Source organism: Streptomyces yatensis (assembly GCF_018069625.1).
GTDB classification, from domain to species: Bacteria; Actinomycetota; Actinomycetes; order Streptomycetales; family Streptomycetaceae; genus Streptomyces; species Streptomyces yatensis.
This window is the reverse complement of the sequence record NZ_CP072941.1, coordinates 8,818,462-8,841,072: the sequence shown is the minus strand read 5'-3', so window position 1 is coordinate 8,841,072 and position 22,611 is coordinate 8,818,462. Positions and strand designations below refer to the sequence as shown.

Below are 22,611 nucleotides of genomic sequence, written 5' to 3'. Positions count from 1 at the left end.
TCATGCCGCCGCCGGAAGGTCGCTGCCGGCCGTGATCCCCTTGGTGGAGGCGACCACGTCGCGCAGCTTCTTCGCGAGCGCCTCGTAGAACATGCTCAGCGGAAACTCGTCGGGGAGCACGTCATCGACGAGCTTGCGCGGCGGCTGGGTCAGGTCCAGGGCTTCCGGGCCCTTGGCCCAGACCGAGCCGGGGTGGGGTGCGAGATACGTCGACACCAGCTCGTACGCCTTGAACCAGTGGACCAGTTTGGGGCGGTCGATGCCGTCGCGGTAGAGCTTCTCGATCTCGCCGCACAGCTGGTTGGTGACCTGCGAGGCGCGGGACCAGTCGATATGCAGGGTGTTGTCCGTCCAGCGTACGACGTCGTGCTGGTGGAGGTAGGCGAAGAGCAACTGGCCGCCGAGCCCGTCGTAGTTGCGGACCCGCGCGCCGGTGACGGGGAACCGGAACATCCGGTCGAAGATCACGGCGTACTGGACGTCACGGCCCTGGGCGACGCCCTCGGCCTCCAGCTTCACGGCCTCCTTGAAGGCCGTGAGGTCGCAGCGCAGCTCCTCCAGTCCGTACATCCAGAACGGCTGCCGCTGCTTGATCATGAAGGGGTCGAACGGCAGGTCGCCATGGCTGTGGGTGCGGTCGTGGACCATGTCCCACAGGGCGAACGCCTCCTGGCAGCGGCGCTGGTCGGCGAGCATGTCCCGGATGTCCTCGGGGAGTTCGAGCCCCAGAGCCCGGACCGCGGCGTCGCTGACCCGGCGGAAGCGGGCCGCCTCGCGGTCGCAGAAGATGCCGCCCCAGGTGAACCGCTCGGGGGCCTCGCGGACGGCGATGGTCTCCGGGAAGAGCACCGCGGAGTTGGTGTCGTAGCCGGAGGTGAAGTCCTCGAAGGCCAGGCCGCAGTAGAGCGGGTTGTCGTAGCGGGTGCGCTCCAGCTCGGCCAGCCAGTCCGGCCAGACCATGCGCAGCACCACGGCTTCCAGGTTGCGGTCCGGGTTGCCGTTCTGCGTGTACATGGGGAAGACCACCAGGTGCTGGAGGCCGTCGGCGCGCGTACGGGCGGGCTGGAAGGCGAGCAGCGAGTCGAGGAAGTCGGGGACGCCGAAGCCGCCCTCGGCCCAGCGGCGCAGATCCGCGACGACCGCCCGGTGGTAGTCGGCGTCGTGCGGCAGCAGCGGGGCGAGCCCCTCGATGGCCTCGATCACCCGGGCGATGGTCGCCGCGGCGGTCTCGCGGGTGGGCGCGCCCTCGGCGTCGAAGTCGATGGAGCCGTCCTTGGACTGCCAGGGGCGAAACGTTTCGACGGCGTCCTTGAGGGTCGGCCAGGCCGGATGTTCGACCACACGCTCTGCAGGCAGAACGCCACCTTCAGCTATCGGTGACGAAAGAATTTCCGTCATGACCACTCCTTCACCGGAGAAACTTGCGTACGGCCACCGTATCCGTCGGACACCCCCTCGCTCAAGCGACGGTACGGGAAATCATCCTGTGCCACACCCGCACCACCGCAGTTTTTCCTGCCCCCATCGGCTCGGCTCATGCCACGGCCCCGCTTGAGCAGTCCTGTCATGAGCGGCCGGTATGGTGTGCGCCGGTCCGGCGGCCCGCCCGCCGAGAGCCGACGAATCTGCCTCCCCACTGCCTCCCCCCGACCCGACGAAGACGACCCGACGAAGGCCGTCAAGGGCCGTCAGAAGAGCGAGACAGCGTTGACTTTTCTCACCATCGGACACCGCGGAGTGATGGGCGTCGAGCCGGAGAACACCCTCCGATCCTTTGTCCGCGCCGAACACGAGGGCATGGACGTCATCGAACTGGACCTGCACCTCAGCAAGGACGGCGCGCTCGTGGTGATGCACGACGCGGACGTCGACCGCACCACCGACGGCAAGGGCCCGATCAGCGACTTCACCCTCGCGGAGCTGCGTGAGCTGGACGCCGGGGAGGGTGAGCGGATCCCCGTCTTCGAGGAGGTCGTGGACGCCGTCAAGGCGCCGCTCCAGGCCGAGATCAAGGACACGGCGGCCGCCCGGGCGCTGGCCGAGGTGCTGGCCGGCCGCGATCTGCTGGACCGGGTGGACGTCCTGTCCTTCCACGACGAGGCGCTCGCCGAGATCCGCAGCCTGCTGCCGACCGCCCGCACCGCCCTCGTGGCCAGCCGCTTCGGCCTCGATGTGATCGACCGGGCGCACGCCGTGGACGCCGGGATGCTGGTGCTCAACATCCGCAGGGTGACCCTGGAGCTGGTGGAACGGGCACACGCCGCCGACCTCAGGGTGATCGGCTGGACCGTGAACACCCCCGACCATCTGAAGCTGGTCCGCGGTCTCCGCCTGGACGGCGCCACCACCGACTTCCCGGAGATCCGGCGGGCGGCGCGCTTCACGGCGTGACGCCCCCGCGGGCCACCCTCACCCGTACGGCGTAAGCGGCGCTCAGTCGAGGGGCTTGACCAGCAGCTCGAACTCGAGGTCGGCACGGCGCGGCACGCCGACCCGCTCATCGCCGTACGGGAACGGGGACCGCTCGCCGGTACGGGCGTAGCCGCGCCGCTCGTACCAGGCGATCAGCTCCTCACGGGCGGTGATCACCGTCATATGCATCTCCGCCGCACCCCATTCCGCCCGCGCGAACCGCTCGGCCTCGGCGAGGATCGCCTTGCCCAGGCCCCCGCCCTGCAGCGTGGGCCGGACCGCGAACATGCCGAAGTACGCGTGGTCCCCGCGGTGCTCGAGCTGGCAGCAGGCGATCAGCTCACCGTCCCGCTCGACGATCACCATGCGGCTGTTCTCGTCCCGCACCACGGCCGCGACGCCCTCCGGGTCGGTGCGCCGCCCGGCCAGGAGATCCGCCTCCGTGGTCCATCCGGCGCGGCTGGCGTCCCCGCGGTAGGCCGACTCGATCAGGGGCACCAGCGCCTCCACATCGGCCTCGGTGGCCGGACGGAAGGCGAGCGGGGAGGCGGTGGCTCGTACGGTGGCGTCCGCGGTGTCCATGGCGTCGGAGGGTCCCTTCGGCGAGCGGGGGCGGGGGGCGGTCGCCGGTGGTGGCGGCAAAGTGACCTTAACCTGCCCCAAGCGGGTGGGGTTGCGTAAGGTCGCGGCATGGTTCACGTACTGAGCAGTCGCATTCTGCTGCGGCCGACGGACCCCGAGCGCTCCCGGGCGTTCTACGGCGAGGCGCTGGGTCTCGCGGTCTTCCGGGAGTTCGGGACGGGCCCCGAGCGGGGCACGGTCTACTTCCTCGGCGGGGGCTTCCTGGAGGTCTCCGGCCGCTCCGACACCCCGCCCGCCCCGGGCCTCCAGCTGTGGCTCCAGGTGGCGGACGCGGCGGCGGCGCACAAGGAGCTCACCGCGCAGGGGGTCGAGGTGCTGCGCCCGCCGAAGAAGGAGCCGTGGGGGCTGGTGGAGATGTGGATCGCGGATCCGGACGGCGTGCGGATCGCGGTCGTGGAGGTCCCCGAGGACCATCCGATGCGCTACCGGCCCTGACTCCTTCCTAAAGCCCTTACGGACACATCACCCCACCTTTACGGAAACATCGGCCGGCTTTACGGAAACATCGGCCGGACGGCGGCCGGGGCGGCCGGGCGCCCCGGCGCCGCTCGGCCGCCCCGGCGCCGTCCGCCCGCCTGCCCACGGCTCACGGTGGCCGGGGGCGGCGGGGCGGACGCCGGGCGTACCGGGGGATCAGCCGGGCTGGGTGTTCTCCTTGTGCTCGCCCCAGCCGTGCCAGCGGTCGATCTCGATCCAGGCGCTGACCCGGCCGCGGTCCCGCTGCGGATAGTCCTTGCCGAGGTACTGGCGGGACAGCCGGTCGATTCCGGACAGGTCCTTGTCGTCCTGGAGCTCGACGACCCGGCCGATGAGGCTGATGTGGTTGTACCAGTTCGCCTCGTCGAGCACGGTGAGCGTGACCCTGGGGTCGTTGCGGATGTGGGTGAGCCGCTTGCGGCCCTCGTCCATGTTGACCAGGATCCGGCCGTCGTCCCAGAGGTACCAGGTGGCCGTGGACACCGGCTGGCCGTCGGACCGGATCGTCGCGATCACGGCTGGGTTGGGCTTCTTGAGCATGGCGACCGCGGCCTCGGGAAGCGGTGGATTCGACACGGGCTCTCCTCCTCGTAGAACGGCTGTCACGTCCCGTGGTGCGGCGGGGGCCTGCATGATCCACGGGCCGCATCTCTCACGGTGCCATACCGCGCCGCGCGCCCCTTGCCACTCCGCACGCCTCGCGCTCCCCCACTGCGCCCATGCGCTCCCATGTGTGTCGCCGCGGCAGGGGATGTCTCCTGGTATTACGTCCCCCTTCGGGAGGTGTGCCGTGCACGGAGCTCCGCTCGTCGGCTGGCTGCTGGTCGCGCTGTGCGCGGCCACGGGTGCCTACTGTCTGCTGCAGATGCGCGGTGAGCCGCCCGGGCCGGGGCGGCGGGTGGCGGGCGCCGAGGCACTGATGGGGTGGGGGATGGCGGCGATGGCGGTGCCCTCCACCGTGCTGGACCCCCGTCCATGGGGTCCGCCCGTGTTCGCGGCGGTCTTCGCCGTGGCCGCCGTAAGGGCTCTGCTGCCGATGGCGAGCGGCGCGGGCTTTCCGGGGCACCGTCTGCATCACGCCATCGGGGCGCTCGCGATGGTCTATATGGCGCTCGCGATGATGACGGGCAGCACGGGCGGCCACCATCACACCGGCCGGCTGGCACCGGGCCGGATGGCGGGCGGGGTGCCGCTACTGACCGGGGTACTGCTCGTGTACTTCGCGGTCTACGTCGTACGGTCCGGGCTGCGGCTCGTACCGATGACGGACGGCGCACTGGACGGCGCGGGGGCCGGGGCCGTGGACGATGCGGGGGCCGGCGCCGGAGTCGGGGCGGGCGCGGGGGCGGGGGCGGGCTCGTCCGGTATCGGCTGGTCACGGCGGCCCGAGCTGCGGCATGCCTGCAGGCTGTCCATGGGGATAGGGATGTTCGCGATGCTTCTGACCGTGTGAACGGGCGGCGGGCCGGGCCCTGGCCGCGCCCGTAGCCGCACCGTGGTATGCGTCACTTCCCCGTCGTGACCGTACCCGGCCCGAGCTTCGCGATCATAGGGTGACCGCCATGTTGGTCCCGTTCGCGCTGATGGGCCTCGGCGCACTGGCGGCGGCAATGGCGCCGCGCCTGCTGTCCCGCTCCGACTGGATCGACCGCGAACCTGTGCTCGCCCTCTGGGTGTGGCAGTGCGTGGTCGTCGGGGTGCTGTTGTGCTGCGCGCTGACCATGGCGCTCACCGCCGCGGCCGCCTGGGAGGCCGTGCGCGGCAATGTCTTCGCCCCCGCGCCCAAGGGCGTGGTGGAGGCGTACGCGCTCTCCGGCTACGGACCGCTGGCCGCGCCCGTCGCCCTCGTGCTCGCCCTCGGGGCCGTCTGGAGCGCGGTGATGCTCACCCGCGAGATCGGCCGCGCCCGCGCCTGGCGCAGGCAGCACCGCGCCGAACTCCTCGTCCGCTCCCCCGTCTTGCCCGGTGAGGAGCCCAGCGGGGAGCGTCTGGTCGTCCTGGAGGGCGACAAGCCGGACGCCTGGCTGCTGCCGGGCACCACGCCCCAACTCGTCATCACCACGGCGGCGCTGCGCCGCCTCAAGGGCCGTCGGCTGGACGCCGTCATCGCCCATGAGCAGGGCCACGCCCGCGCCCGCCACCACTGGCTGCTGCACTGCTCGGGCGCGCTGGCCACCGGCTTTCCGCAGGTGACCATGTTCGCGGCGTTCCGCGACGAGGTGCACCGGCTGGTCGAGCTGGCCGCCGACGACTCCGCGTCCCGGCGCTTCGGACGGACGACCACCGCGCTCGCGCTGGTCGAACTCAACGAGGAGCGCGGGGTGTTCGGCCCCAGCCCGAGCGCGCTCGCCCAGGTGCCGAAGCGGGTGGACCGGCTGCTGGCCCCGGCCTCCCGCCTCTCGGTGGGGCGCCGCTGGCGCCTTACGGCCACCGCGGCGCTCGTCCCGGCCGTCCCGCTCGTGGTCACCCTCGTCCCGGCGCTGCGGGTACTGGGGTAGCCGTTCGCGGCACGAGGCTCCCGTTCGCGGCACAAGGCTCCTGGCCCCGGCCGTCGGGCGTCGGGCGTCGGGCGTCGAGCGTCGGAGGAGCCCCCGGCTCGCGGCCGTCACAGGGGCCTCCTGGCTCCGGGGCCCGCCCGTCGGCGATCATCGACCCATGCAGCCGGCAACCCTCCACCGCCGAGCCGCCCGCACCGCGGCCGTGTTCACCGCCCTCTTCCTGGTGCTGCTCGCCCTGGTGACCGCCCATTGGGGTCCCCTGGGGAGCGCCGACCGGGAGATCGTCATCGCCCTGCACCGCTCCGCCGTGGCGCACCATGGCTGGACCCGGACCAACAGAGTGCTCTCGGACTGGATCTGGGACCCCTGGGCGATGCGGGCGCTGCTGGCCGTGGCCGTGGGGTGGCTGCTGTGGCGCCGGGAGCGGCGGCTCGCCCTCTGGGTCGCCGTCACGGCGGCGGTGGGCACGGGGCTGCAACAGGCGGTGAAGGCCGCCGTGGGCCGGGGGCGCCCCCGGTGGCCGGATCCCGTGGACTCGGCGCACTACGCGGCGTTCCCCTCCGGCCACGCCCTGACCGCGATCGTCGCCTTCGGGCTGTTGCTGTGGCTGATGACACTGCACGGTGCGCCGGCGAAGTGGCTGCGGCTCATGGCCGCCATTGCCGCCGTGTCCGTGCTGGGCGTCGGCTTCACCCGCCTGTATCTGGGCGTCCACTGGCCCAGCGATGTGCTGGGCGGCTGGCTGCTGGGCGCGGCGCTGGTGTACGGGGCGATCGCCTCGTACGGCTACGCCCAGAGCCGTACGGGTGAGCGCGAGTCGTCCCCTGATGGGAGAGTGCGGTCATGAGCAATCTCGATGTGAGGCCCGCGGCGACCGTATGCGGCGGCCGCGATGACGTCACCGCCCAGCCGGTTCGCGAACTACTGGCCGCCAAACAGGTCCCGCTGGGCGAATCCACGATGGTGCGCCGGCTGCTGCCCAGCCTCGGGCGGCGCATGGTCGGTGCCTGGTGCTTCATCGATCACTACGGCCCGGACGACATCGCCCAGGAGCCGGGCATGCAGGTCCCTCCGCATCCGCACATGGGGCTGCAGACGGTCAGCTGGCTGCACGACGGCGAGGTGCTGCACCGTGACAGCGTCGGCAGTCTGCGGACGGTGCGCCCCGGCGAGTTGGGGCTGATGACCTCGGGCCGGGCCATCGCGCACTCCGAGGAGTCCCCGCGCGACCACGCCCGCCTGCTGCACGGGGCCCAGCTGTGGGTCGCGCTGCCCGACGGCGACCGCCATATCGCCCCCAGGTGGGAGCACCACGCCGAGCTGCCCCGGGTGACCGGCGGCGGAGGGCTGCGGGCGACGGTCATCCTCGGCGAACTGGACGGCGCGGCCTCGCCCGGCACCACGTTCACTCCGCTGATGGGCGCGGACATCGCCCTCGCGGCCGGCACCGACGCCCGGCTGCCGGTGCGTCCCGACTTCGAGTACGCGGCGCTCACCATGTCCGGCGAGGCCGAGGTCGACGGGGTCCGCCTCGCCCCCGGCTCCCTTCTCTACCTCGGCTGCGGGCGCACCGAACTGCCGCTGCGCGCGGATGTGGACAGCGCGTTCATGCTGCTGGGCGGTGAGCCCTTCGAGGAGAAGATCGTGATGTGGTGGAACTTCATCGGCCGCTCCCACGATGAGATCACCCAGGCGCGCGAGGACTGGTCGGCGGGCACCCGCTTCGGCACGGTGCACGGCTACGACGGCGACCCGCTCCCCACCCCGGAGCTCCCGCCGGTGCCCCTCAAAGCCCGCGGCCGCACACGCTGACCTGCGACGTCCGTCCCTGGTTGGCTGCCGTGTGCGGACGCGGACCCGCGGACGACTATGCGGCACCCGCGGTGATGTCGAACCCGGCCGCGCCCGGAACCGCGGCGAGCAGCGCACGCGTGTAGTCATGCTGTGGGCGCTCGTAGAGGTTCTCGGCCGTGCCGTGTTCCACGATGTCACCGCGGTACAACACCACGACCTCGTCGCTGACATGCCGGACGACGGCGAGGTTGTGCGAGATGAACACCATGGTCAGACCGAGTTCGCGGCGCAGCCTCGCGATGAGGTTGAGGATCTCCGCCTGGACCGAGACATCGAGCGCCGAGGTGATCTCGTCCGCGATCACTACCTCGGGCCGGAGGATCAGCCCACGCGCGATCGCGATCCGCTGGCGCTGCCCGCCCGAGCACTCGTGGGGATAGTGGTGGATGGTGTCCGCCGGCATCCTGACGGTCTCGAGCCAGTGGACGATCTCGTCCTGGTGCTTCTTCACACGGGCGTGGCGCGGATCCACGGCTTCGGCGAGCGCCTCGCCGATGGTGCGACGGGGATTGAGCGAGGAATAGGGGTCCTGGGGGATCATCTGGACCCTCCGCCGCATTCCCGCGCGGCCCGCACCGCGGGTGTCGAACACGTCCAGACCGGTGATCCTGACACTTCCCGCCGTCGGCCGGACCGTACCCGCCAGGGTCTTCGCCAGTGTGGACTTCCCCGATCCCGACTCCCCCACGACTCCGACGGTTTGTCCCCTGGCGACATCCATGGTGATCCCGTGCAGGACGCGCGTCGCGCCCCGTCCCCGGCCGTAGCTCACTTCGAGGTCACGGACCTCGACGGCCGCCGTCTTCTCAACCATGCGAATGCTCCTTCGGCGCTTCCGGGGTCCACGGCATACCAGGCAGTGTCTCCACCGGACTGTCGATGTCGGGGGTGGCCTCCAGGAGCGCCCTCGTGTAGGGATGGCGGGCGGATTCCACGGTGAGGTCCGCCGCGTCGATCTCCTCCACGACGTCGCCGTGGTACATGACGATCACGCGATGACAGAGCGCGCGCACCACCCCGATGTCGTGCGAGATGAACATGATCGAGGTGCCGAATCGGCTGTTGACGCGCCTCAGTTCGCGCAGGATCTCCGCCTGGACCGTCACATCCAGAGCCGTGGTCGGCTCGTCGGCGATGATCAGTCGCGGCTCGGTCGCCAGTGCCGTCGCGATCATGGCCCGCTGCCGCATGCCGCCCGAGAGCTCGTGCGGATACTGCTTCATGCGGCGCTCGGGATCCGTCATGTGCACCGCCTGGAGTGCCTCCACCATGCGGCGCTTGGCCGCACCCCCGGCGACACCCTTGTGGGTGCGCAGCACCTCGGTGAGCTGGGTCCCGACGCGGAGCGCCGGGTTGAACGTGGATCCCGGGTCCTGGTAGACGAGGCTGACCGTCTCGGCCATGAGGCGCGGCGGAACCGGCCGGCGCAGATCGAGGTCGCCGACGGCCATGCGCGAGGAGCCGAGGGCGAGGCCGTCGGGCAGCAGCCCCGCGAGAGACATGGCGGTCAGGGTCTTGCCCGAACCGCTCTCGCCCACGACGCCGACGATCTCACCCGGCTTGATGCCGAACGAGATGCCCTTGACCAGCGGCTTGTCACCGCTGTGAACCCACAGGTCCTGTACGTCGACGAGATACCCTTCCCTGGGCGTCGCCGTGCCCCGCTCGGCGCCGTCGGCGCTTCTCCGGCCCCTCCGGGCTGCTGTCCCCCTCCCCCTCCGCGGGTTGGCCGCGGCCGCGAGGCCGTCGCCGATCAGGATCGCGGCGAGCCCGGTCACGATGACGAGCCCTGCCGGGCCCACCATCTGGAACGGGCGGCCCGCCAGCAGCGACGGCAGCGCCTCGCTCAGCAGCCTCCCCCAGTCGTAGGAGGGTGACTGGACGCCGATCCCCACGAACGAGAGGGCGGAGAGGGCCGTGAGCGTGCTGGCGAAGGTCGACGCCGACAGCACCAGCAGGGGCTCCGCCATATTGGGCAGCAGGTGCCTGATCGCGATCCTCGGGTGGCTCACGCCGAGCAGGCGCGCGGCCTGGATATACTCCTGCTGGGACACCTTCGCGGCGAGATTCGCGGTGAGGCGGGCGAAGTAGGGGATCCCGGCCACGCCGATGGCGATCACCACCGAGGAACCTCCCGCGCCGAGCACCGCCGCGACGACGAGCGCGAGGAGGAGACCGGGGAAGGCGACCATCGCGTCGATGATGCGGAGGCAGACCTCCCGGGCCCGGGGCGCCATGAGCCACACACTGGTGCCCAGGAGAATGCCGAGGGCGACCGCGATCGCCGTCGCGCCCGCGGTCATCAGAAGGGTCAGGCGGGTGGCGACGAGGCTGCGCAGCAGGACATCGTGACCGGCGGCATCCGTGCCGAGCAGGTGGCCGGACGAGGGCTGTGCGAACCGGCTGCCCAACGCGTCCGCCTCGCCGGTGAGGAAGACCGGTGCCACCGCGGCGATCAGGACGACGATGCCCAGCAGGACCAGGCCGAGGACGAGTCCGGGGTTTCCACGGTGTCGTCGGCTACGCGGAGACATGTGACCCCCCGAGGGTTCGTTGGTCGATCAACCCGAGCAGGACGTCGACGAGGAGGTTGACGATTGCCGCGATCATGCCGATGACGATCACCATCCCCTGGATCACCGGGTAGTCGCGGTCGAGAATGGCCTTGATGATGCCGCTGCCGAGACCGGGCAGCGCGAACACCGACTCGATGATGATGGCCCCGCCGATCATCCCGGTCAGGATGAGCCCGCTCAGGGTGAGCGTGGTGGTAAGGAGGTTCGGCAGCGCCCACCTGACATAGCGCTTGTGGGCGGGAAGCCGCCAGCCGTGCGCGGTTCTCATGTAGTCGTGGTCGAGCACGACCGCCGTTTCCCGGCGGACGACCCGGGAGACCGTACAGATCGGTCCGATCACGATCGACGCGATGGGCAGCACGAACGACTGGGTGGCGAAGCGGGGCGTGTACGCCGGAGGATAGAGAGGCACCACTCCGATGCCGACGGCGAACATCACGACGAGGAACGACGCCATGATGTAGCCGGGAACGGCGTCGAGGAAGCCGGTGACCACCCCGAACGTCGTGTCCAGCCACTTGTGCCGGCCACCCCGGGTGAGCACACCGACGAGCATTCCCAGTGGAACCGAGACCAGCAGCACGATCACGATTCCCACCAGCGCGATGGTCGCGGTGAAGGGGAGCCGGTTGAAGATGATCGTTTCCACGGGCTGCCGGTACATGAACGACGTGCCCAGGTGTCCGGAGAAGACATCCCCCACATAGTCGACGAACCGTTCCCAGACCGGTTGATCGAGTCGGAGTTCGTGCCTGACGCGTGCGATGTCCGCGAGATCGGCGTTGGCGCCGGCGATGCCCGCTGCCGGGTCGCCGGGGATGAGCTGGACGATCAGGAACGACACGACGAGCAGCGCGACGAAAATCGCGACAAGGCCGGCGAGCCGTCGGGCGGCGAACCCGAACCAGGGCGAAGCGGGCCGGAGGAGTCTTCGCCGGCCTGTTGTCGAGTGGTCGCTCCCGGAGACAGGTGGCCGAAGCCCCGGGATCTCCGTGGAGTCGTGAGAAGACATGAGGTGTTGGGCCTTCCGGCTACTTGTGGATGCGGAGGGTGGCGGGGTCGAGGTAGTCGTCGAACGTGCGGATGCTGTACCCCTCGGCGACGACCGTGGTGGACGGCAGGGTGGACAGCGGGATCGCGTCGACCCGTTTCAGGAACGACTTCTGCGCCGACCGCAGAGCGGCGCACTGCGCGGCGCGGTCGAGGTTGCCCATGGCCCGGTCGACGGCCGCGTATCCCTCGTCGTTGACCCGTCCCATCTTGTTGCGGCCGCCCTTCTCGGTCGGCGGGCCCATGACACGCAGGAGGGAGGATGTGAGCGTGCCCATCATGTTGTTGTCGCCCTGGACGTTGATGTCCCAGTCCTTGCCGCCCGCGGAGGTCACGGTGGCCCAGTTGGCGTTGTCGAGGGAGTCGACCTTCACCGTGGCCCCGGCCTTGCGCAGCGCTTCGGCGATGTAGTCGTTGCCACCACGGAGCAGGGTCGTGCCGACGATCCGGAAACGGACCCCCTTCAGCTTCTTGGCGGCAGCGGCACGGTCGGCGGCGACCAGCGAGGACCGGTCGGTGTTGACACAGGGCACCTTGGCCGATCCGACCGAGCGGATCACACTGCCCCGCTGACCGCTGACGATGTCGCTGAAGGTCTGTGCGTCGATGGCCTGCGCCACCGCCGTACGCAGGTCGGGCCGGCTCGCGAACACCGTCCCGGGACGCTCGTTGAACAGCAGATACGTCGTGGTGTTCGACGCGCTGGAGGTGGCGAACCGGGAGTCGCCGTCGAACCGGTTCACGTTTTCGTCGGCGACCACGCCCACGTCCAGACTGTAGGAGACCAGCTTGGTGGCGATCGTCGAGTAGTCGGCGATCGGCGTGAGGTCCAGATGCTCGGCGGGAACCCCTCGCAGCGGTTTGGCGAATCTCGGCCATGCCGCGTACGTGTTCCGAAGGGTGAGCTTGTAGGACACCGCCGGCCGGGAGGAGGTCAGGGTGTAGGGGCCGGAGAACGCCCCCTCGACCTTCCCGGCCGCCAGTTGCCCGGCATCGTCCAGCCCCGCCGGGCACACGATCCCGGCCGACGGCAGGCTCAACCCGGTCAAGAAGTCCGACCATGGAGCGGAGAGAGCGGCCTTCACCGTGCCCGCCCCATCGTCGGCCGTGAACGTCGCCGTGGCCGACCCCAGCGCGAGCGTACGGCCCGGGGATCCCGTCTTTGGCGAGGCGAAACGGGTCAGCGACCGCGCCACCACCGACGGTGTGATCGCGCTCCCGTCAGAGCAGGTCAGCCCCTTGCGGAGGGTGAAGGTGTAGTGGGCGGCGTCCTCCGCCTTCCACGTCGATGCGATGCCACCGACGAGGCGGTTGCCGGAGTCCTTGCGCACCACCGTGTCGAACAGCAGCCGGGCAACCGTGTAGTCGTCGCCACCGGCGGCCAATGCCGGATCGAAAGTCGCCGGATCGGTGTTCAACGACATGTTGATCGTGTCCGTCGACCCCCTCAGCGCCTCCTCATCCACCCCACACCCGGTGGCGCTCAACCCCAATGCGGCCACCACCGCCAGCACAGCGCCCGACTGACGAAACACGACTGCCTCCCACGCGACGGCCGAAAAGGTGCCCGGAGCCTAAGTCGCACACATCTGTCTTCGGCCTATCGGGACGCAGCACGCAAGGAATTCGGCAATGGCACAGCCCTGGTGCACGGTTTTTCCGCAAGACCCGGCGGTAGGTTTCCGGCAGGTGACGGGGGCCGCACGAAAGCACGGCGCGGCACATTCCCTGGAGCCGCATCAGCAGTGGCGCTGCCGAGCGCGCGCACGATTTTGGACACATGGGCGTCCCCGCCGCATGATGCGGTGCATGGTCGACACGCTGGACTTCCAGATCATCAACGCCCTGCAGATCCATCCCCGGGTCTCATGGGCTCAGCTCGGGAGGATCCTCCGTGTCGACCCCTCGACGATTTCACGCCGATGGTCGGCTCTCACCGGCCGGCGGCAGGTGTGGACGAGCTGTTCCGAGGGCGAAGCCCCACATCTCCGCGAGCAGATGATCTCCGCTCTGGTCGAGATCAGCTGCGCTCCCGGCCGACGGGAGCAGGTGCTCGGGGAACTCGGCCCGCAAGGGCCCGTATCCAGCGTGCACTGCACTTCCGGCCCGCGGGACCTGTACATCATGATCTCCACCGACAGCCTGCTCTCCATGGATCGGTACATAGACGAGCGGATCGCTGTGATCCCCGGCATCCTCGGCACCCGCACCCACTACCTGCGAAAGATCTTCTTCGAAGGGTCGAGCTGGCGGCTGAAGACGCTCTCCAAGGAACAGGTCATGGCGCTTCACGACCTCCGGCCCAGCGATCCGCCCAAGCGGCCCACGCCCGCCCACCGGGCCGTCGTCACCGCGCTCCACGCGGACGCCCGTCGAACCGCTGCCGATATGCAGCGGGAGCTGGGCCGATCCCTTTCCATGATCTCGCGGGACATCGACGCGGTGCTCGCCGCGAGCTGGGTCAACTGGCGGGTCGACTTCGCGCATGCCCTCATGGGCTGGCCCGCCGCGGCGGCGTTGTGGCTCGCCGTCGAGCCCCTGGAACTGGAGCGCGTCGTCGCCTCACTCCGGTTGCTGAACCAGGTGCGGCTGTGTGCCTCCGTGACCGGTGACGCCAACCTCGCGGCTTTCCTCTGGCTGCGCAACCTGCAGGAGCTGGACGAGATCGAGAACAGGCTGACCACGGTGTTCCCCAAGGTGCGGGTCAAGGACCGGTGGATCGTCCCGAGGATCGCGAAGCGAGCCGGCCACATCCTCGATCTGGACGGCCGGCACCTGCGCCTGGTCCCCCTCGGACATCACCCGGTGTTCGAGGACTGAGGGCGCCGACGTCGCGAATCCATGCGTTCTCAGGTCTGGATCTCGGTGATCCGTGCCGATGAACCGGCGTACGGACCGGATGCGCGGCACGTCCCATAACCTCGGCGCCGGGCAGCCCGTACCGGCGCCCGCGCATCGAGGAAGAGAGAGGGCGCTCGTGGACTTTGAGCAGCTCGTGGCGTTTCGCCGAACACTGCACCGGAACCCGGAGCCCGCGTTCTTGGAGATCGGCACGGCGGCCCGGATCGAACAGGCCCTCCAGGGACTGCCCCTCCGCGTCCTCACGGGGAAGGCTGCTCAGGACCTCTCAGCCGTCGTCAACTTCCCGCCCCCGGAAACCCTGGACACATGGGCGGCTCGCGCGGCCGATTCGGGTGTCCCGGCAGATCGGGCCCGGTACTTCCGGGAGAACGGCACCGCGCTGGTCGTTGATCTCGTGGGCGTGGCCGGTCCCGGGCCGCGATGGGGGCTTCGCGTCGACATCGACGCACTGCCGATGCGCGAATCGGCCGATGCCGGCCATTTCCCGGTGGCGAACGGCTTCGCCTCGACGAACGGCGCGATGCACGCGTGCGGCCATGACGCCCACGCCACCATCGGCGTCGGCTTGCTCCACCGGCTGTCGGACCGTGACTTCGCGGGGACACTCCGGGTCATGTTCCAGCCTGCCGAAGAGGGAGTCCGGGGAGCACAGACGATGATCGACGCCGGGGTGGCCGACGAGATCGACACCATGCTCGCGGTCCACATGGCGGGAGACATGGCCGTCGGCGGTGTCGTGGGGAGCTTCACCGGTGGTCTGGCAACCCGCAAGCTGAAGGTCGACTTCGAGGGCAAGGCCTCGCACGCGGCCGGCGCACCGGAAGCCGGCCGCAACGCACTGCTCGCGGCAGCGATGGCCGCACTGGGCATCATGGGGCTCCCGCGCTTCGGCTCCGCGGACACGCGTCTCAATGTCGGCACGCTCGTCGCCGGCGACGGGGTGAACATCGTGCCCTCGTCCGCGGTGATGACCTGCGAGGCTCGTGCGACCGATGACGAGGTCGTCGATGAGCTGGTCGACCGGGTCCGATCCATCGTGGAGGGGACGAGCCTGGCGCAGGGGGTCCGGGCGAACGTCGCGGTGATGGGTCAATCCGCCACCCTCGCACCGGACGACGACATGATCGACCGCATCGTCGAGGCGGCCACCGCCCATGACGATGTCACCGAGGTCATCAGGACCCAGGCGCTCGCGGGAAGCGATGACGCCAACCTCCTCATCAGGCATGTCCAGCGACGCGGGGGCAAGGGTGCCTATCTGATGGTGGGAGCGGGCAGCCCCGGGCCCCATCACAGCGAGACCTTCGACATCGCGGAGCAGGCGATTCCCACCGCGATCGACATCCTCGCATCGCTGATACGCGGGTGACCCGCCGTCCGCCGTCGGCCCGGCGCCGACGTACGAAGGCCGACCCACATGCCAGGCGTGCCGCCCGGCCCTACTAGAGTCCGATCGCGGACAGGTGATCAGCGTGGCTCCGTCGCACCGACCGCGCCCCCCAGGGGTCGCGGCGCACGGCAGCGCGCCACCTCACCCTCAACACGAAAGGCACCGCACCATGGTGGGCGGCAACGCTGTCGTACTCGACGACCCGGTGGGCGCGTCGCTCCGGGGGCACCACGCGCATCTGGCCCGCGGACGCGGCGGGGCCGTCAGCTATCTGCCGGGAGTCGCGACGTTCTCCGCGGTGCCCGCCGAGGCGGGCTCGGCCGAGTGGGCCGACATGGCCCGGCTGCTGGGGCCGGGCGGGTTCGCGGACATGTTCACCTGCCCGTCGATCCCGCCGCCGCACTGGGAACCCGTCTTCGTCCTCGAAGGGCGTCAGATGGTCTGGGCGGGCGCCGGCTCGCGTGTCCCTTCCCAGGCCGAGGCCCGTACGGGGATGGTCGAACTGGGCCCGGGCGATGTGCCCGAGATGCTCGACCTGGCCGGGCGGACACAGCCGGGGCCGTTCTGGGCGCGCACCGTCGAACTCGGCACCTATCTCGGGATCCGCGACAACGGCACGCTGGTGGCGATGGCGGGGGAACGGCTGCGGCCCCCGGGATGGACCGAGATCAGCGCGGTCTGCACCGCACCCGAAGCCCGTGGGCGGGGCTATGCCGCCCGCCTGGTCGGCGCGCTCGCCGCGCGCATCGTGTCCCGGGACGAGCGTCCCTTCCTGCATGCGGCCGACACCAACACGGGCGCCATCGCGCTGTACGAACGGCTGGGCTTCGAGACCCGCAAGCCGGTGACGTTTCGCGGGTTCCGCACCCCGGTCAGCTCGTAGCGCTCACGCAGTGGCGGCCGGTGGCGCGCGTCGCGGCCAGTAGGCCATGGGCCGCGCGTTCCGCGGAGGCGAGGGCGCCTTCGATGTGTCCGGCGTGCGCGGTCGCCGGGTCGGTCGACGCCTGCCGTCGGCCAGGTTGCCGGGCAGCCGCCGGGTGTGGGTGTCCTGGACGACGGTGTCGGGTGACGGCGAACTCCATGGTTTCCTCCGTCTCGCGGGCGCTGCCGGTCAGGTGTCCGGTAAGGGTCTGGCCGCGCATGACGAACCGGGTGCCGCCCGGGCGTGATCACCTGTCGCCGGGGCGGACGACGACGGCCTTGGTCTCGACACGTCCGCTGTGTTCGAAGCGGAGAGTGAAGGGCACCAGGTCTCCGGCCCGCCAGCGGGCCGTGGCCGGGACGGTCACATCGCTGGTGAACGGTGACATGTCGAGCGTGCCGCCCGCCGGAACCGGCAGGGAGTCCGCGACCTGCCGGGAGGCGGCTCCCCTCCCGGTCATCCGGTGACGGCTGAGCGAGATCCCCTCGGCGACCGCGGCGGAGGTCACCTCGACCAACCGGTCCCGCACCCCGCCCGTGTTGGTGACGCGGAAGAACGCGGCGGTCCGGGGCACTCCCGGGGCGGGCAGGAAGAGCTGTGCGTCGGTGACGCCGATACGCGGGGGCCTGCCCGCGTTGCCCGAGGCGGTCCAGGTGGCGAGGCCGCCCAGGGCGAGGACACAAGCGCAGAACGGGGCGGCCGCGGCCCGCAGGGAGTCCGTGAGGCGACGGCGGGTGGGCGTCCAGGAGGGGGTCGTCATCGGGCGGGTCTCCACCTCGGTGTGGGGTCGCAGCCGCGGGCGGGCAGTCTCCCGGCGGCGTACATGGGCGTCACAGTGGCTTCCGGGCGGAAGTCGCGGCGGGCCGGGCGGGGCGTGGGCCGGTCGGCGACGGCTGCCAGGCGCGCAGCCGCAGGCTGTTGCCGACCACGAGCAGCGAACTGACCGACATCGCGGCCGCCGCCGGCATGGGATTGAGCAGACCGACCATGGCCAGCGGTACGGTCACGACGTTGTAGCCGAACGCCCAGAGCAGATTGGCGCGGATCGTGCCGAGCGCACTGCGGGCGAGGCGTACCGCGTCCGCCAGGGTCTCGATGTCACCGCGTACCAGCGTCACATCGGCCGCCCCGATCGCCACATCCGTGCCCGTGCCCATGGCGATGCCGAGGTCGGCGCCGGCCAGGGCGGCCGCGTCGTTGACCCCGTCACCGACGACGGCGACCCGGCAGCCCTGCTCCCGCAGCTCGCGGACGAGGGCGGCCTTGTCCTCCGGGGTGCACCGGGCGTGCACCTCCTCGATACGGAGGTCGGCGGCGACGGCCCGGGCGGGCGCCTCGCGGTCGCCGGTGGCGAGCACCGGTCGCACGCCCAGGCGGCGGAGCCGCTCCACGGCCCGGTAGCTTCCCGGCCGCAGTACGTCTCCGACCTCGATCAGGGCTTCGGGCTCGCCGTCGACGCGAACCACGACCGGTGTGCGGGCGGCGGTCTCGGAGGCCGACAGTGCCTGAGCCAGTGCCGGGGGCAACGCGTCGTCCGGAGCCAGGACCTCGATCAGCCGGCCCGCCACCCGCCCGCGTACGCCCTTCCCCGGCAGCGCGACGAAGTCGGCCACGGCCGGGAGCGGCTCTCCGGGATCGGTGCGCCGGGCATGGGTGGCGATGGCACGCCCCAGCGGGTGCTCCGATCCCTGTTCGACGGCGGCCGCCAGCCGGACCAGTTCCGCCTCGCCGAGTCCGCCCGGCACGGCGGTGACCCGGGCGACGCTCATCTGCCCGGTGGTGAGGGTGCCGGTCTTGTCCAGGACGACGGCGTCGAGGTGCCGCAGCCCCTCCAGCGCCCGCGGTCCGCTGACCAGGACGCCCAGTTGGGCGCCCCGGCCGGTCGCCGCCATCAGCGCGGTGGGGGTCGCCAGGCCCAGCGCGCAGGGGCACGCCACGACCAGGACGGCCACGCTCGCGGTGATCGCGGCCTGCGGCTCGGCGCCGGCCCCGAGCCAGAATCCGAGGACCGTGACGGCCAGGGTGAGCACGACCGGGACGAAGACGCCCGCGGCCTTGTCGGCGAGCCGCTGGGCCCGTGCCTTGCCCGCCTGGGCCTCGGTCACCAGCCGGGTGATCCGGGACAGTTGTGTATCGGCACCCACCGCGGAGGCCCGTACCAGGAGCAGGCCCCCCGCGTTGACGGCACCGCCGATCACGGGCGTGCCGGGGCCGACTTCCACCGGCTCGCTCTCCCCGGTGACCAGGGAGAGATCGACGGCCGAGCTGCCCTCCACCACCGTGCCGTCGGTGGCCAGACGCTCCCCGGGCCGGACGACGAAGACCTGCCCGACCCGCAGCTCCTCGATCGGGACCAGGCGCTCGCCGTCGCCGTCGCGTACCGACACCTCCTTGGCGGCCAGCCGGGCCAGGGCGCACAGTGCCGCGCCGGTCCCCCGCCGGGCCCGGGTCTCCAGGAAGCGGCCGGCGAGGACGAACAGCGGTACACCGACGGCGGCTTCCAGATAGATATCGGCGACGCCGTCCGAGGCGGCGGGCACCAGGCTGAAGGGCATCCGCATACCGGAACCGCCGGCCCCGCCGAAGAACAGCGCGTAGGAGGACCAGGCGAAGGAGGCCGCGACACCCAGCGAGACCAGGGTGTCCATGGTCGCCGCCGAGTGGCGCAGGCCGCGCGCCGCCCGCAGGTGGAAGGGCCAGGCTCCCCAGACGGCGACGGGGGCGGCGAGCACGAAGCACAGCCACTGCCAGTTGCGGAACTGCAGACCGGGAACCATCGACAGGACCAGCACCGGGACCGCGAGCAAGGCCGTGATCACCAGCCGGTCGCGCTCCTGGCGGGCGCCCTGCGCCTCGTCCCCGTCCTCGCGCCGTTCCTTCGTGGGCGGCTCGGGCAGCGCGGCGGTGTAGCCGGCCTGCTCGACGGTGGCGATCAGCTGGTCCGGGCCGACCTCGGGCGGGTGGGTCACCCGTGCCCGGCCGGTGGCGAGGTTCACGCCGGCCGTGACCCCGTCCAGCCTGGCCAGCTTCTTCTCGACACGCTTCACACAGGCCGCGCAGGTCATGCCGCCGATGGCGAGGTCGGTCACGACGGCCACCGCCGCCGGTTCGCCGGCCATCAGTGCCCACTCCCCTGGTCCATGTCTCCCATGTCCATTCCGCCGCCCTGCCCGTCTCCTGAGCCGCCGTCTGTCGTGCCGGTGCCGTGCATACCGGGGGCGACGGGCCCGGCGCCCGCGCCGACGGCATAGGAAACGGCGAACGCCAACACCAGCAGCAGAAGGAATCCGCACAGCGCCGGCGGGGGCAGTGCCCTGGACAGGAACGCACCGGGCGTCCGGCGGGCGGAGGGGCGGGGCTGCGCCATATGAGGAAACTCCCGATCGCTCCGTACGGCTTCAGCGGATTGGGCCGTACCGGTAGAGGAGTCGGGACGACCGACAGCCGAGTTCCGACGCCTGGCCGTGACGCGCGTCACGACACCAGGCTCGCCCGGCGGGCGCGGGTCCTGCTCAGCCCTGTTCATAGTGGCTCGGTCGGCCGTCACGGTGGACGAGACGGCCGAGCCGCTCCGCGCGGGCGCGGGGCATGAGCGTCCAGGTGCCGTCGGTGCGGTGCAGGGCGGCCGAGTGCCAGGGGGTGGTCCAGACGTCGGCGGCGTCGAGGAGGCGGATGCCGAACTTGGGGGCGCCGATGGGCTGGGGGTGGATGGACAGCCGTACGGAGCCGGGGTGGTGCTCGGCGATCAGGTCGCCCCAGGCTCTGCTGCGCTGGATGACGCCGTAGGCACGTGTGCGGCAGGTGCGTTGGAGGGCGGAGCGGGTGCCGGTGAAGCCGGCGGTGTCGTCGACGAGGAACCGGGTGATGCCCCGGTACAGGGCGAGGGTGTGGTCCTCCGAGCGGACCTCGGCCCGCAGCGCCTCAAGGGTGGGGGCGTACCGCTCGTGCACCTGGGCGCGCTTGGTGTCGTGGGGCAGGTCGCCCAGGACGTCGCGCAGGTCGAAGACGGAGAGGCGGTGCAGGCCGGACTCCCGGATGAGGCATCTGAGTCCGTCCGCGTAGGCGTCTATGTGGTCGTCCGGGACGCGGATCAGATCGCCGAAGACATGGCCGTCGGAGCAGATGATCACGCGGGCGCCCGGCGGGTGGACCCGCTCGATCGCCTCGCACAGGGTGTTCAGAAAGCCGAGGGAGAGGCGTTCGCCCTGGTCGGGGAGGTGGCCGAGGACCTTGGCGGGGTTGGGGGACTTGCAGGGGAAGCCGGGGAGGGTGAAGACCACGGGTTCTCCGGCGCGTACGAACCCGGCGATCTGGCGCAGCTGGTGTGCGAACGCCCCGGCCACCGCGGGCGCGGGGTCGGTCGTGCGGTGGTACGGCAGCAGCAGGTCCAGGATGGCGGCGCTCATGCTGCTCGTGGGGCGGGTGTCCGGTGCGGTCGTCAGCGGCATGAGGGGTGGTCCTCCGTGAAGGTGTGCGCAACGCGGGGCATGCGGGCATGGCCGTATGGCGCCTCGGCGTGGCACGCCGGGCGCCGGCGGATGGGGTGCGGGTGGTCGGCCGGGGTGCGGTCCGCACACGGATGGCGCGCGGGACCGGCCCCGTGCGCCGGATGGGGGGTCTGCGGTCGAAGGCGTCGGGTCAGACGCGTCGGTCGTAGCCGACGGGCAGGTCGTTGGTCCCCCGGCCGAGGACGGCCGGGATCCACTCGATGTCCCCGTCCTCGATGGCCAGGTGCGGTCCGGGGAGGCGGGCCAGGAGGGTGCCCAGGGCGATCTGGAGTTCGGCGCGGGCCAGTGCCGCGCCGGGGCAGAAGTGGATGCCGTGGCCGAAGGCCAGGTGGGGGTTGGGTGAGCGGTCCAGGTCGAGGGTGTCGGGGTCGGGGAAGCGGCGCGGGTCGCGGTTGGCCGCGCACAGGGAGACGATCACCGAGTCCCCGGCCGGGACGTCCGTGCCGTGCAGCTCGCTGTCCTGGTCGAAGAAGCGCCAGGTGGTCAGCTCGAAGGCACTGTCGTAGCGGAGGAGTTCGTCGACGGCGCGGGGCATCAGCTCCGGGTTGTCGCGCAGCCGGGCGAGTTCGGCGGGGTGGCGGAAGAGGGCGATCAGGGCGGTGGTGATCTGGTTGGTGACCGGCTCCTGGCCCGCCACCAGGAGCTGGAAGATCATCGAGTCCAGCTCCTCCTGGGAGAGTTCGCGGCGGTCACGGGCCACGACCAGGCGGCTGAGCAGATCGTCCTCCCCGTGTTCGCGCTTATGGGCGACGACGTGTTCGCGCTTATGGGCGACGACCTCGGCTATGTAGCTCTGCAGCCCGTGCAGGCGGGCCTCGTACAGCGGGCGTCCCGGGTCGGTCGGTCCGACCGGCTGGACGACCTTGCCCCAGTCGCGGTCGAAGCGGGCCGCCAACTCCGTTGGCAGCCCGATGACTTCGGCGAGGACCTGGAAGGGGAAGCGGGCGGCGAAGCCGGTGACGAGGTCCGCGGGGCCGGTTTCCGGGAGGGCGTCCACGAGGGCGTCGGCCAGCTCCTGGAAACGGGGCCTCAGATGCTCGATGCGGCGCGGGGTGAAGGCGTCGGTGACGAAGCGCCGCATGCGGGTGTGGGCCGGCGGATCCTGGTGGAGGAGGTGGGCCTGGAGCTGGGAGTGCTGGGGCTCGGGCATGATCGAGGCGCGGGCGCGCCAGCGGTCGTTGCCCCGGTCGTGGTTCTTGCCGAGGCGGTCGTCACCCAGTGCGGAGTGCGCGGCGTCGTAGCCGGTGACGAGCCAGGCGTGGACGCCGCTGGGAAATAGGACGCGGTGGACCGGGCCGGTCTCGCGCATCCGCTCGTAGAGGGGGTACGGGTTGCTCTTGTAGGGGCAGCCCATCAGCGGCACGGGCTCGGGCAGGGCCTCGGGGGCCGTCCCGGATTCCTGGAGGGTCATGGAAGGTGC

21 protein-coding genes are annotated in these 22,611 nt (G+C 71.2%); 9 read left to right on the top strand and 12 right to left on the bottom strand.

From position 1 onward, the window contains the following. Complete coding sequence (locus J8403_RS37090; RefSeq protein ID WP_211127002.1) at nt 1-1,398, bottom strand: DUF6421 family protein; 1,398 nt, start codon at nt 1,396-1,398, stop codon at nt 1-3. A 309-nt stretch (nt 1,399-1,707) separates the two neighbouring features. Here J8403_RS37090 and J8403_RS37085 point away from each other — a divergent pair, with 309 nt between their 5' ends. Beyond that, complete coding sequence (locus J8403_RS37085) at nt 1,708-2,391, top strand: glycerophosphodiester phosphodiesterase (RefSeq protein ID WP_211127001.1); 684 nt, start codon at nt 1,708-1,710, stop codon at nt 2,389-2,391. A gap of 42 nt (nt 2,392-2,433) precedes the next feature. Here J8403_RS37085 and J8403_RS37080 read toward each other — a convergent pair whose 3' ends face one another. Next, the gene (locus tag J8403_RS37080) at nt 2,434-2,994 is read right to left on the bottom strand and encodes a GNAT family N-acetyltransferase (RefSeq protein WP_211127000.1); all 561 of its coding nucleotides are present in this window, start codon (nt 2,992-2,994) and stop codon (nt 2,434-2,436) included. A 108-nt stretch (nt 2,995-3,102) separates the two neighbouring features. Here J8403_RS37080 and J8403_RS37075 point away from each other — a divergent pair, with 108 nt between their 5' ends. Beyond that, nucleotides 3,103-3,489, top strand: a complete 387-nt coding sequence (locus tag J8403_RS37075; RefSeq protein WP_211126999.1) for a VOC family protein — start codon at nt 3,103-3,105, stop codon at nt 3,487-3,489. 198 nt (nt 3,490-3,687) lie between these two features. Here J8403_RS37075 and J8403_RS37070 read toward each other — a convergent pair whose 3' ends face one another. Continuing rightward, the gene (locus tag J8403_RS37070; protein WP_211126998.1) at nt 3,688-4,107 is read right to left on the bottom strand and encodes a PPOX class F420-dependent oxidoreductase; all 420 of its coding nucleotides are present in this window, start codon (nt 4,105-4,107) and stop codon (nt 3,688-3,690) included. A 214-nt stretch (nt 4,108-4,321) separates the two neighbouring features. Here J8403_RS37070 and J8403_RS37065 point away from each other — a divergent pair, with 214 nt between their 5' ends. From J8403_RS37065 to J8403_RS37050, 4 genes are all read left to right on the top strand, one after another. Further along, nucleotides 4,322-4,984, top strand: coding sequence for a DUF5134 domain-containing protein (locus J8403_RS37065; protein WP_211126997.1), 663 nt, complete (start codon nt 4,322-4,324; stop codon nt 4,982-4,984). 109 nt (nt 4,985-5,093) lie between these two features. Further along, on the top strand, nt 5,094-6,029 hold the full coding sequence (locus tag J8403_RS37060) for a M56 family metallopeptidase (protein ID WP_211126996.1): 936 nt from the start codon (nt 5,094-5,096) through the stop codon (nt 6,027-6,029). Nucleotides 6,030-6,186: 157 nt separating this feature from the next. Continuing rightward, on the top strand, nt 6,187-6,876 hold the full coding sequence (locus J8403_RS37055; protein WP_211126995.1) for a phosphatase PAP2 family protein: 690 nt from the start codon (nt 6,187-6,189) through the stop codon (nt 6,874-6,876). Further along, the gene (locus J8403_RS37050) at nt 6,873-7,841 is read left to right on the top strand and encodes a pirin family protein (protein WP_211126994.1); all 969 of its coding nucleotides are present in this window, start codon (nt 6,873-6,875) and stop codon (nt 7,839-7,841) included. The genes J8403_RS37055 and J8403_RS37050 overlap by 4 nt, the downstream gene beginning before the upstream one ends. A 55-nt stretch (nt 7,842-7,896) precedes the next feature. Here the strand turns inward: J8403_RS37050 and J8403_RS37045 are convergent, their stop codons facing one another. From J8403_RS37045 to J8403_RS37030, 4 genes are read right to left on the bottom strand one after another with little or no spacing between them, the layout of a single operon-like run. After that, nucleotides 7,897-8,697 (bottom strand): ATP-binding cassette domain-containing protein, encoded by an 801-nt coding sequence (locus tag J8403_RS37045; protein WP_211126993.1) that lies wholly within the window; start codon nt 8,695-8,697, stop codon nt 7,897-7,899. Next, nucleotides 8,690-10,417 (bottom strand): dipeptide/oligopeptide/nickel ABC transporter permease/ATP-binding protein, encoded by a 1,728-nt coding sequence (locus J8403_RS37040; protein ID WP_211126992.1) that lies wholly within the window; start codon nt 10,415-10,417, stop codon nt 8,690-8,692. Before J8403_RS37040 ends, J8403_RS37045 begins: the two co-directional genes overlap by 8 nt. Further along, nucleotides 10,404-11,471 (bottom strand): ABC transporter permease, encoded by a 1,068-nt coding sequence (locus J8403_RS37035; RefSeq protein ID WP_281427968.1) that lies wholly within the window; start codon nt 11,469-11,471, stop codon nt 10,404-10,406. Before J8403_RS37035 ends, J8403_RS37040 begins: the two co-directional genes overlap by 14 nt. A gap of 19 nt (nt 11,472-11,490) precedes the next feature. After that, nucleotides 11,491-12,933, bottom strand: coding sequence for an ABC transporter substrate-binding protein (locus J8403_RS37030; RefSeq protein ID WP_211126990.1), 1,443 nt, complete (start codon nt 12,931-12,933; stop codon nt 11,491-11,493). Nucleotides 12,934-13,318: 385 nt separating this feature from the next. On the opposite strand from J8403_RS37030, the gene J8403_RS37025 reads away from it, so the two are divergent. From J8403_RS37025 to J8403_RS37015, 3 genes are all read left to right on the top strand, one after another. Beyond that, nucleotides 13,319-14,329 carry an Lrp/AsnC ligand binding domain-containing protein gene (locus J8403_RS37025; protein WP_211126989.1) on the top strand — a complete coding sequence of 337 codons (1,011 nt, stop codon included), beginning with the start codon at nt 13,319-13,321 and terminating at the stop codon, nt 14,327-14,329. 157 nt (nt 14,330-14,486) lie between these two features. Next, a complete protein-coding gene (locus J8403_RS37020) occupies nt 14,487-15,740 on the top strand; it encodes an amidohydrolase (RefSeq protein ID WP_211126988.1) in 1,254 nt (417 codons plus the stop codon). 190 nt (nt 15,741-15,930) lie between these two features. After that, nucleotides 15,931-16,644 carry a GNAT family N-acetyltransferase gene (locus J8403_RS37015; protein WP_211126987.1) on the top strand — a complete coding sequence of 238 codons (714 nt, stop codon included), beginning with the start codon at nt 15,931-15,933 and terminating at the stop codon, nt 16,642-16,644. Nucleotides 16,645-16,930: 286 nt separating this feature from the next. On the opposite strand, the gene J8403_RS37010 is transcribed toward J8403_RS37015, so the two are convergent. The 5 genes from J8403_RS37010 to J8403_RS36990 form a co-directional block, all read right to left on the bottom strand. Then, nucleotides 16,931-17,443, bottom strand: a complete 513-nt coding sequence (locus J8403_RS37010) for a copper chaperone PCu(A)C (protein ID WP_211126986.1) — start codon at nt 17,441-17,443, stop codon at nt 16,931-16,933. Nucleotides 17,444-17,513: 70 nt separating this feature from the next. After that, complete coding sequence (locus tag J8403_RS37005; protein WP_211126985.1) at nt 17,514-19,802, bottom strand: heavy metal translocating P-type ATPase; 2,289 nt, start codon at nt 19,800-19,802, stop codon at nt 17,514-17,516. Next, nucleotides 19,802-20,050, bottom strand: a complete 249-nt coding sequence (locus J8403_RS37000; protein WP_211126984.1) for a hypothetical protein — start codon at nt 20,048-20,050, stop codon at nt 19,802-19,804. Before J8403_RS37000 ends, J8403_RS37005 begins: the two co-directional genes overlap by 1 nt. A 145-nt stretch (nt 20,051-20,195) precedes the next feature. Next, on the bottom strand, nt 20,196-21,131 hold the full coding sequence (locus J8403_RS36995) for an L-tyrosine/L-tryptophan isonitrile synthase family protein (protein WP_211126983.1): 936 nt from the start codon (nt 21,129-21,131) through the stop codon (nt 20,196-20,198). A 190-nt stretch (nt 21,132-21,321) separates the two neighbouring features. Beyond that, the gene (locus tag J8403_RS36990; protein WP_211126982.1) at nt 21,322-22,602 is read right to left on the bottom strand and encodes a cytochrome P450 family protein; all 1,281 of its coding nucleotides are present in this window, start codon (nt 22,600-22,602) and stop codon (nt 21,322-21,324) included. Between the last annotated feature and the right edge of the window lie 9 nt (nt 22,603-22,611).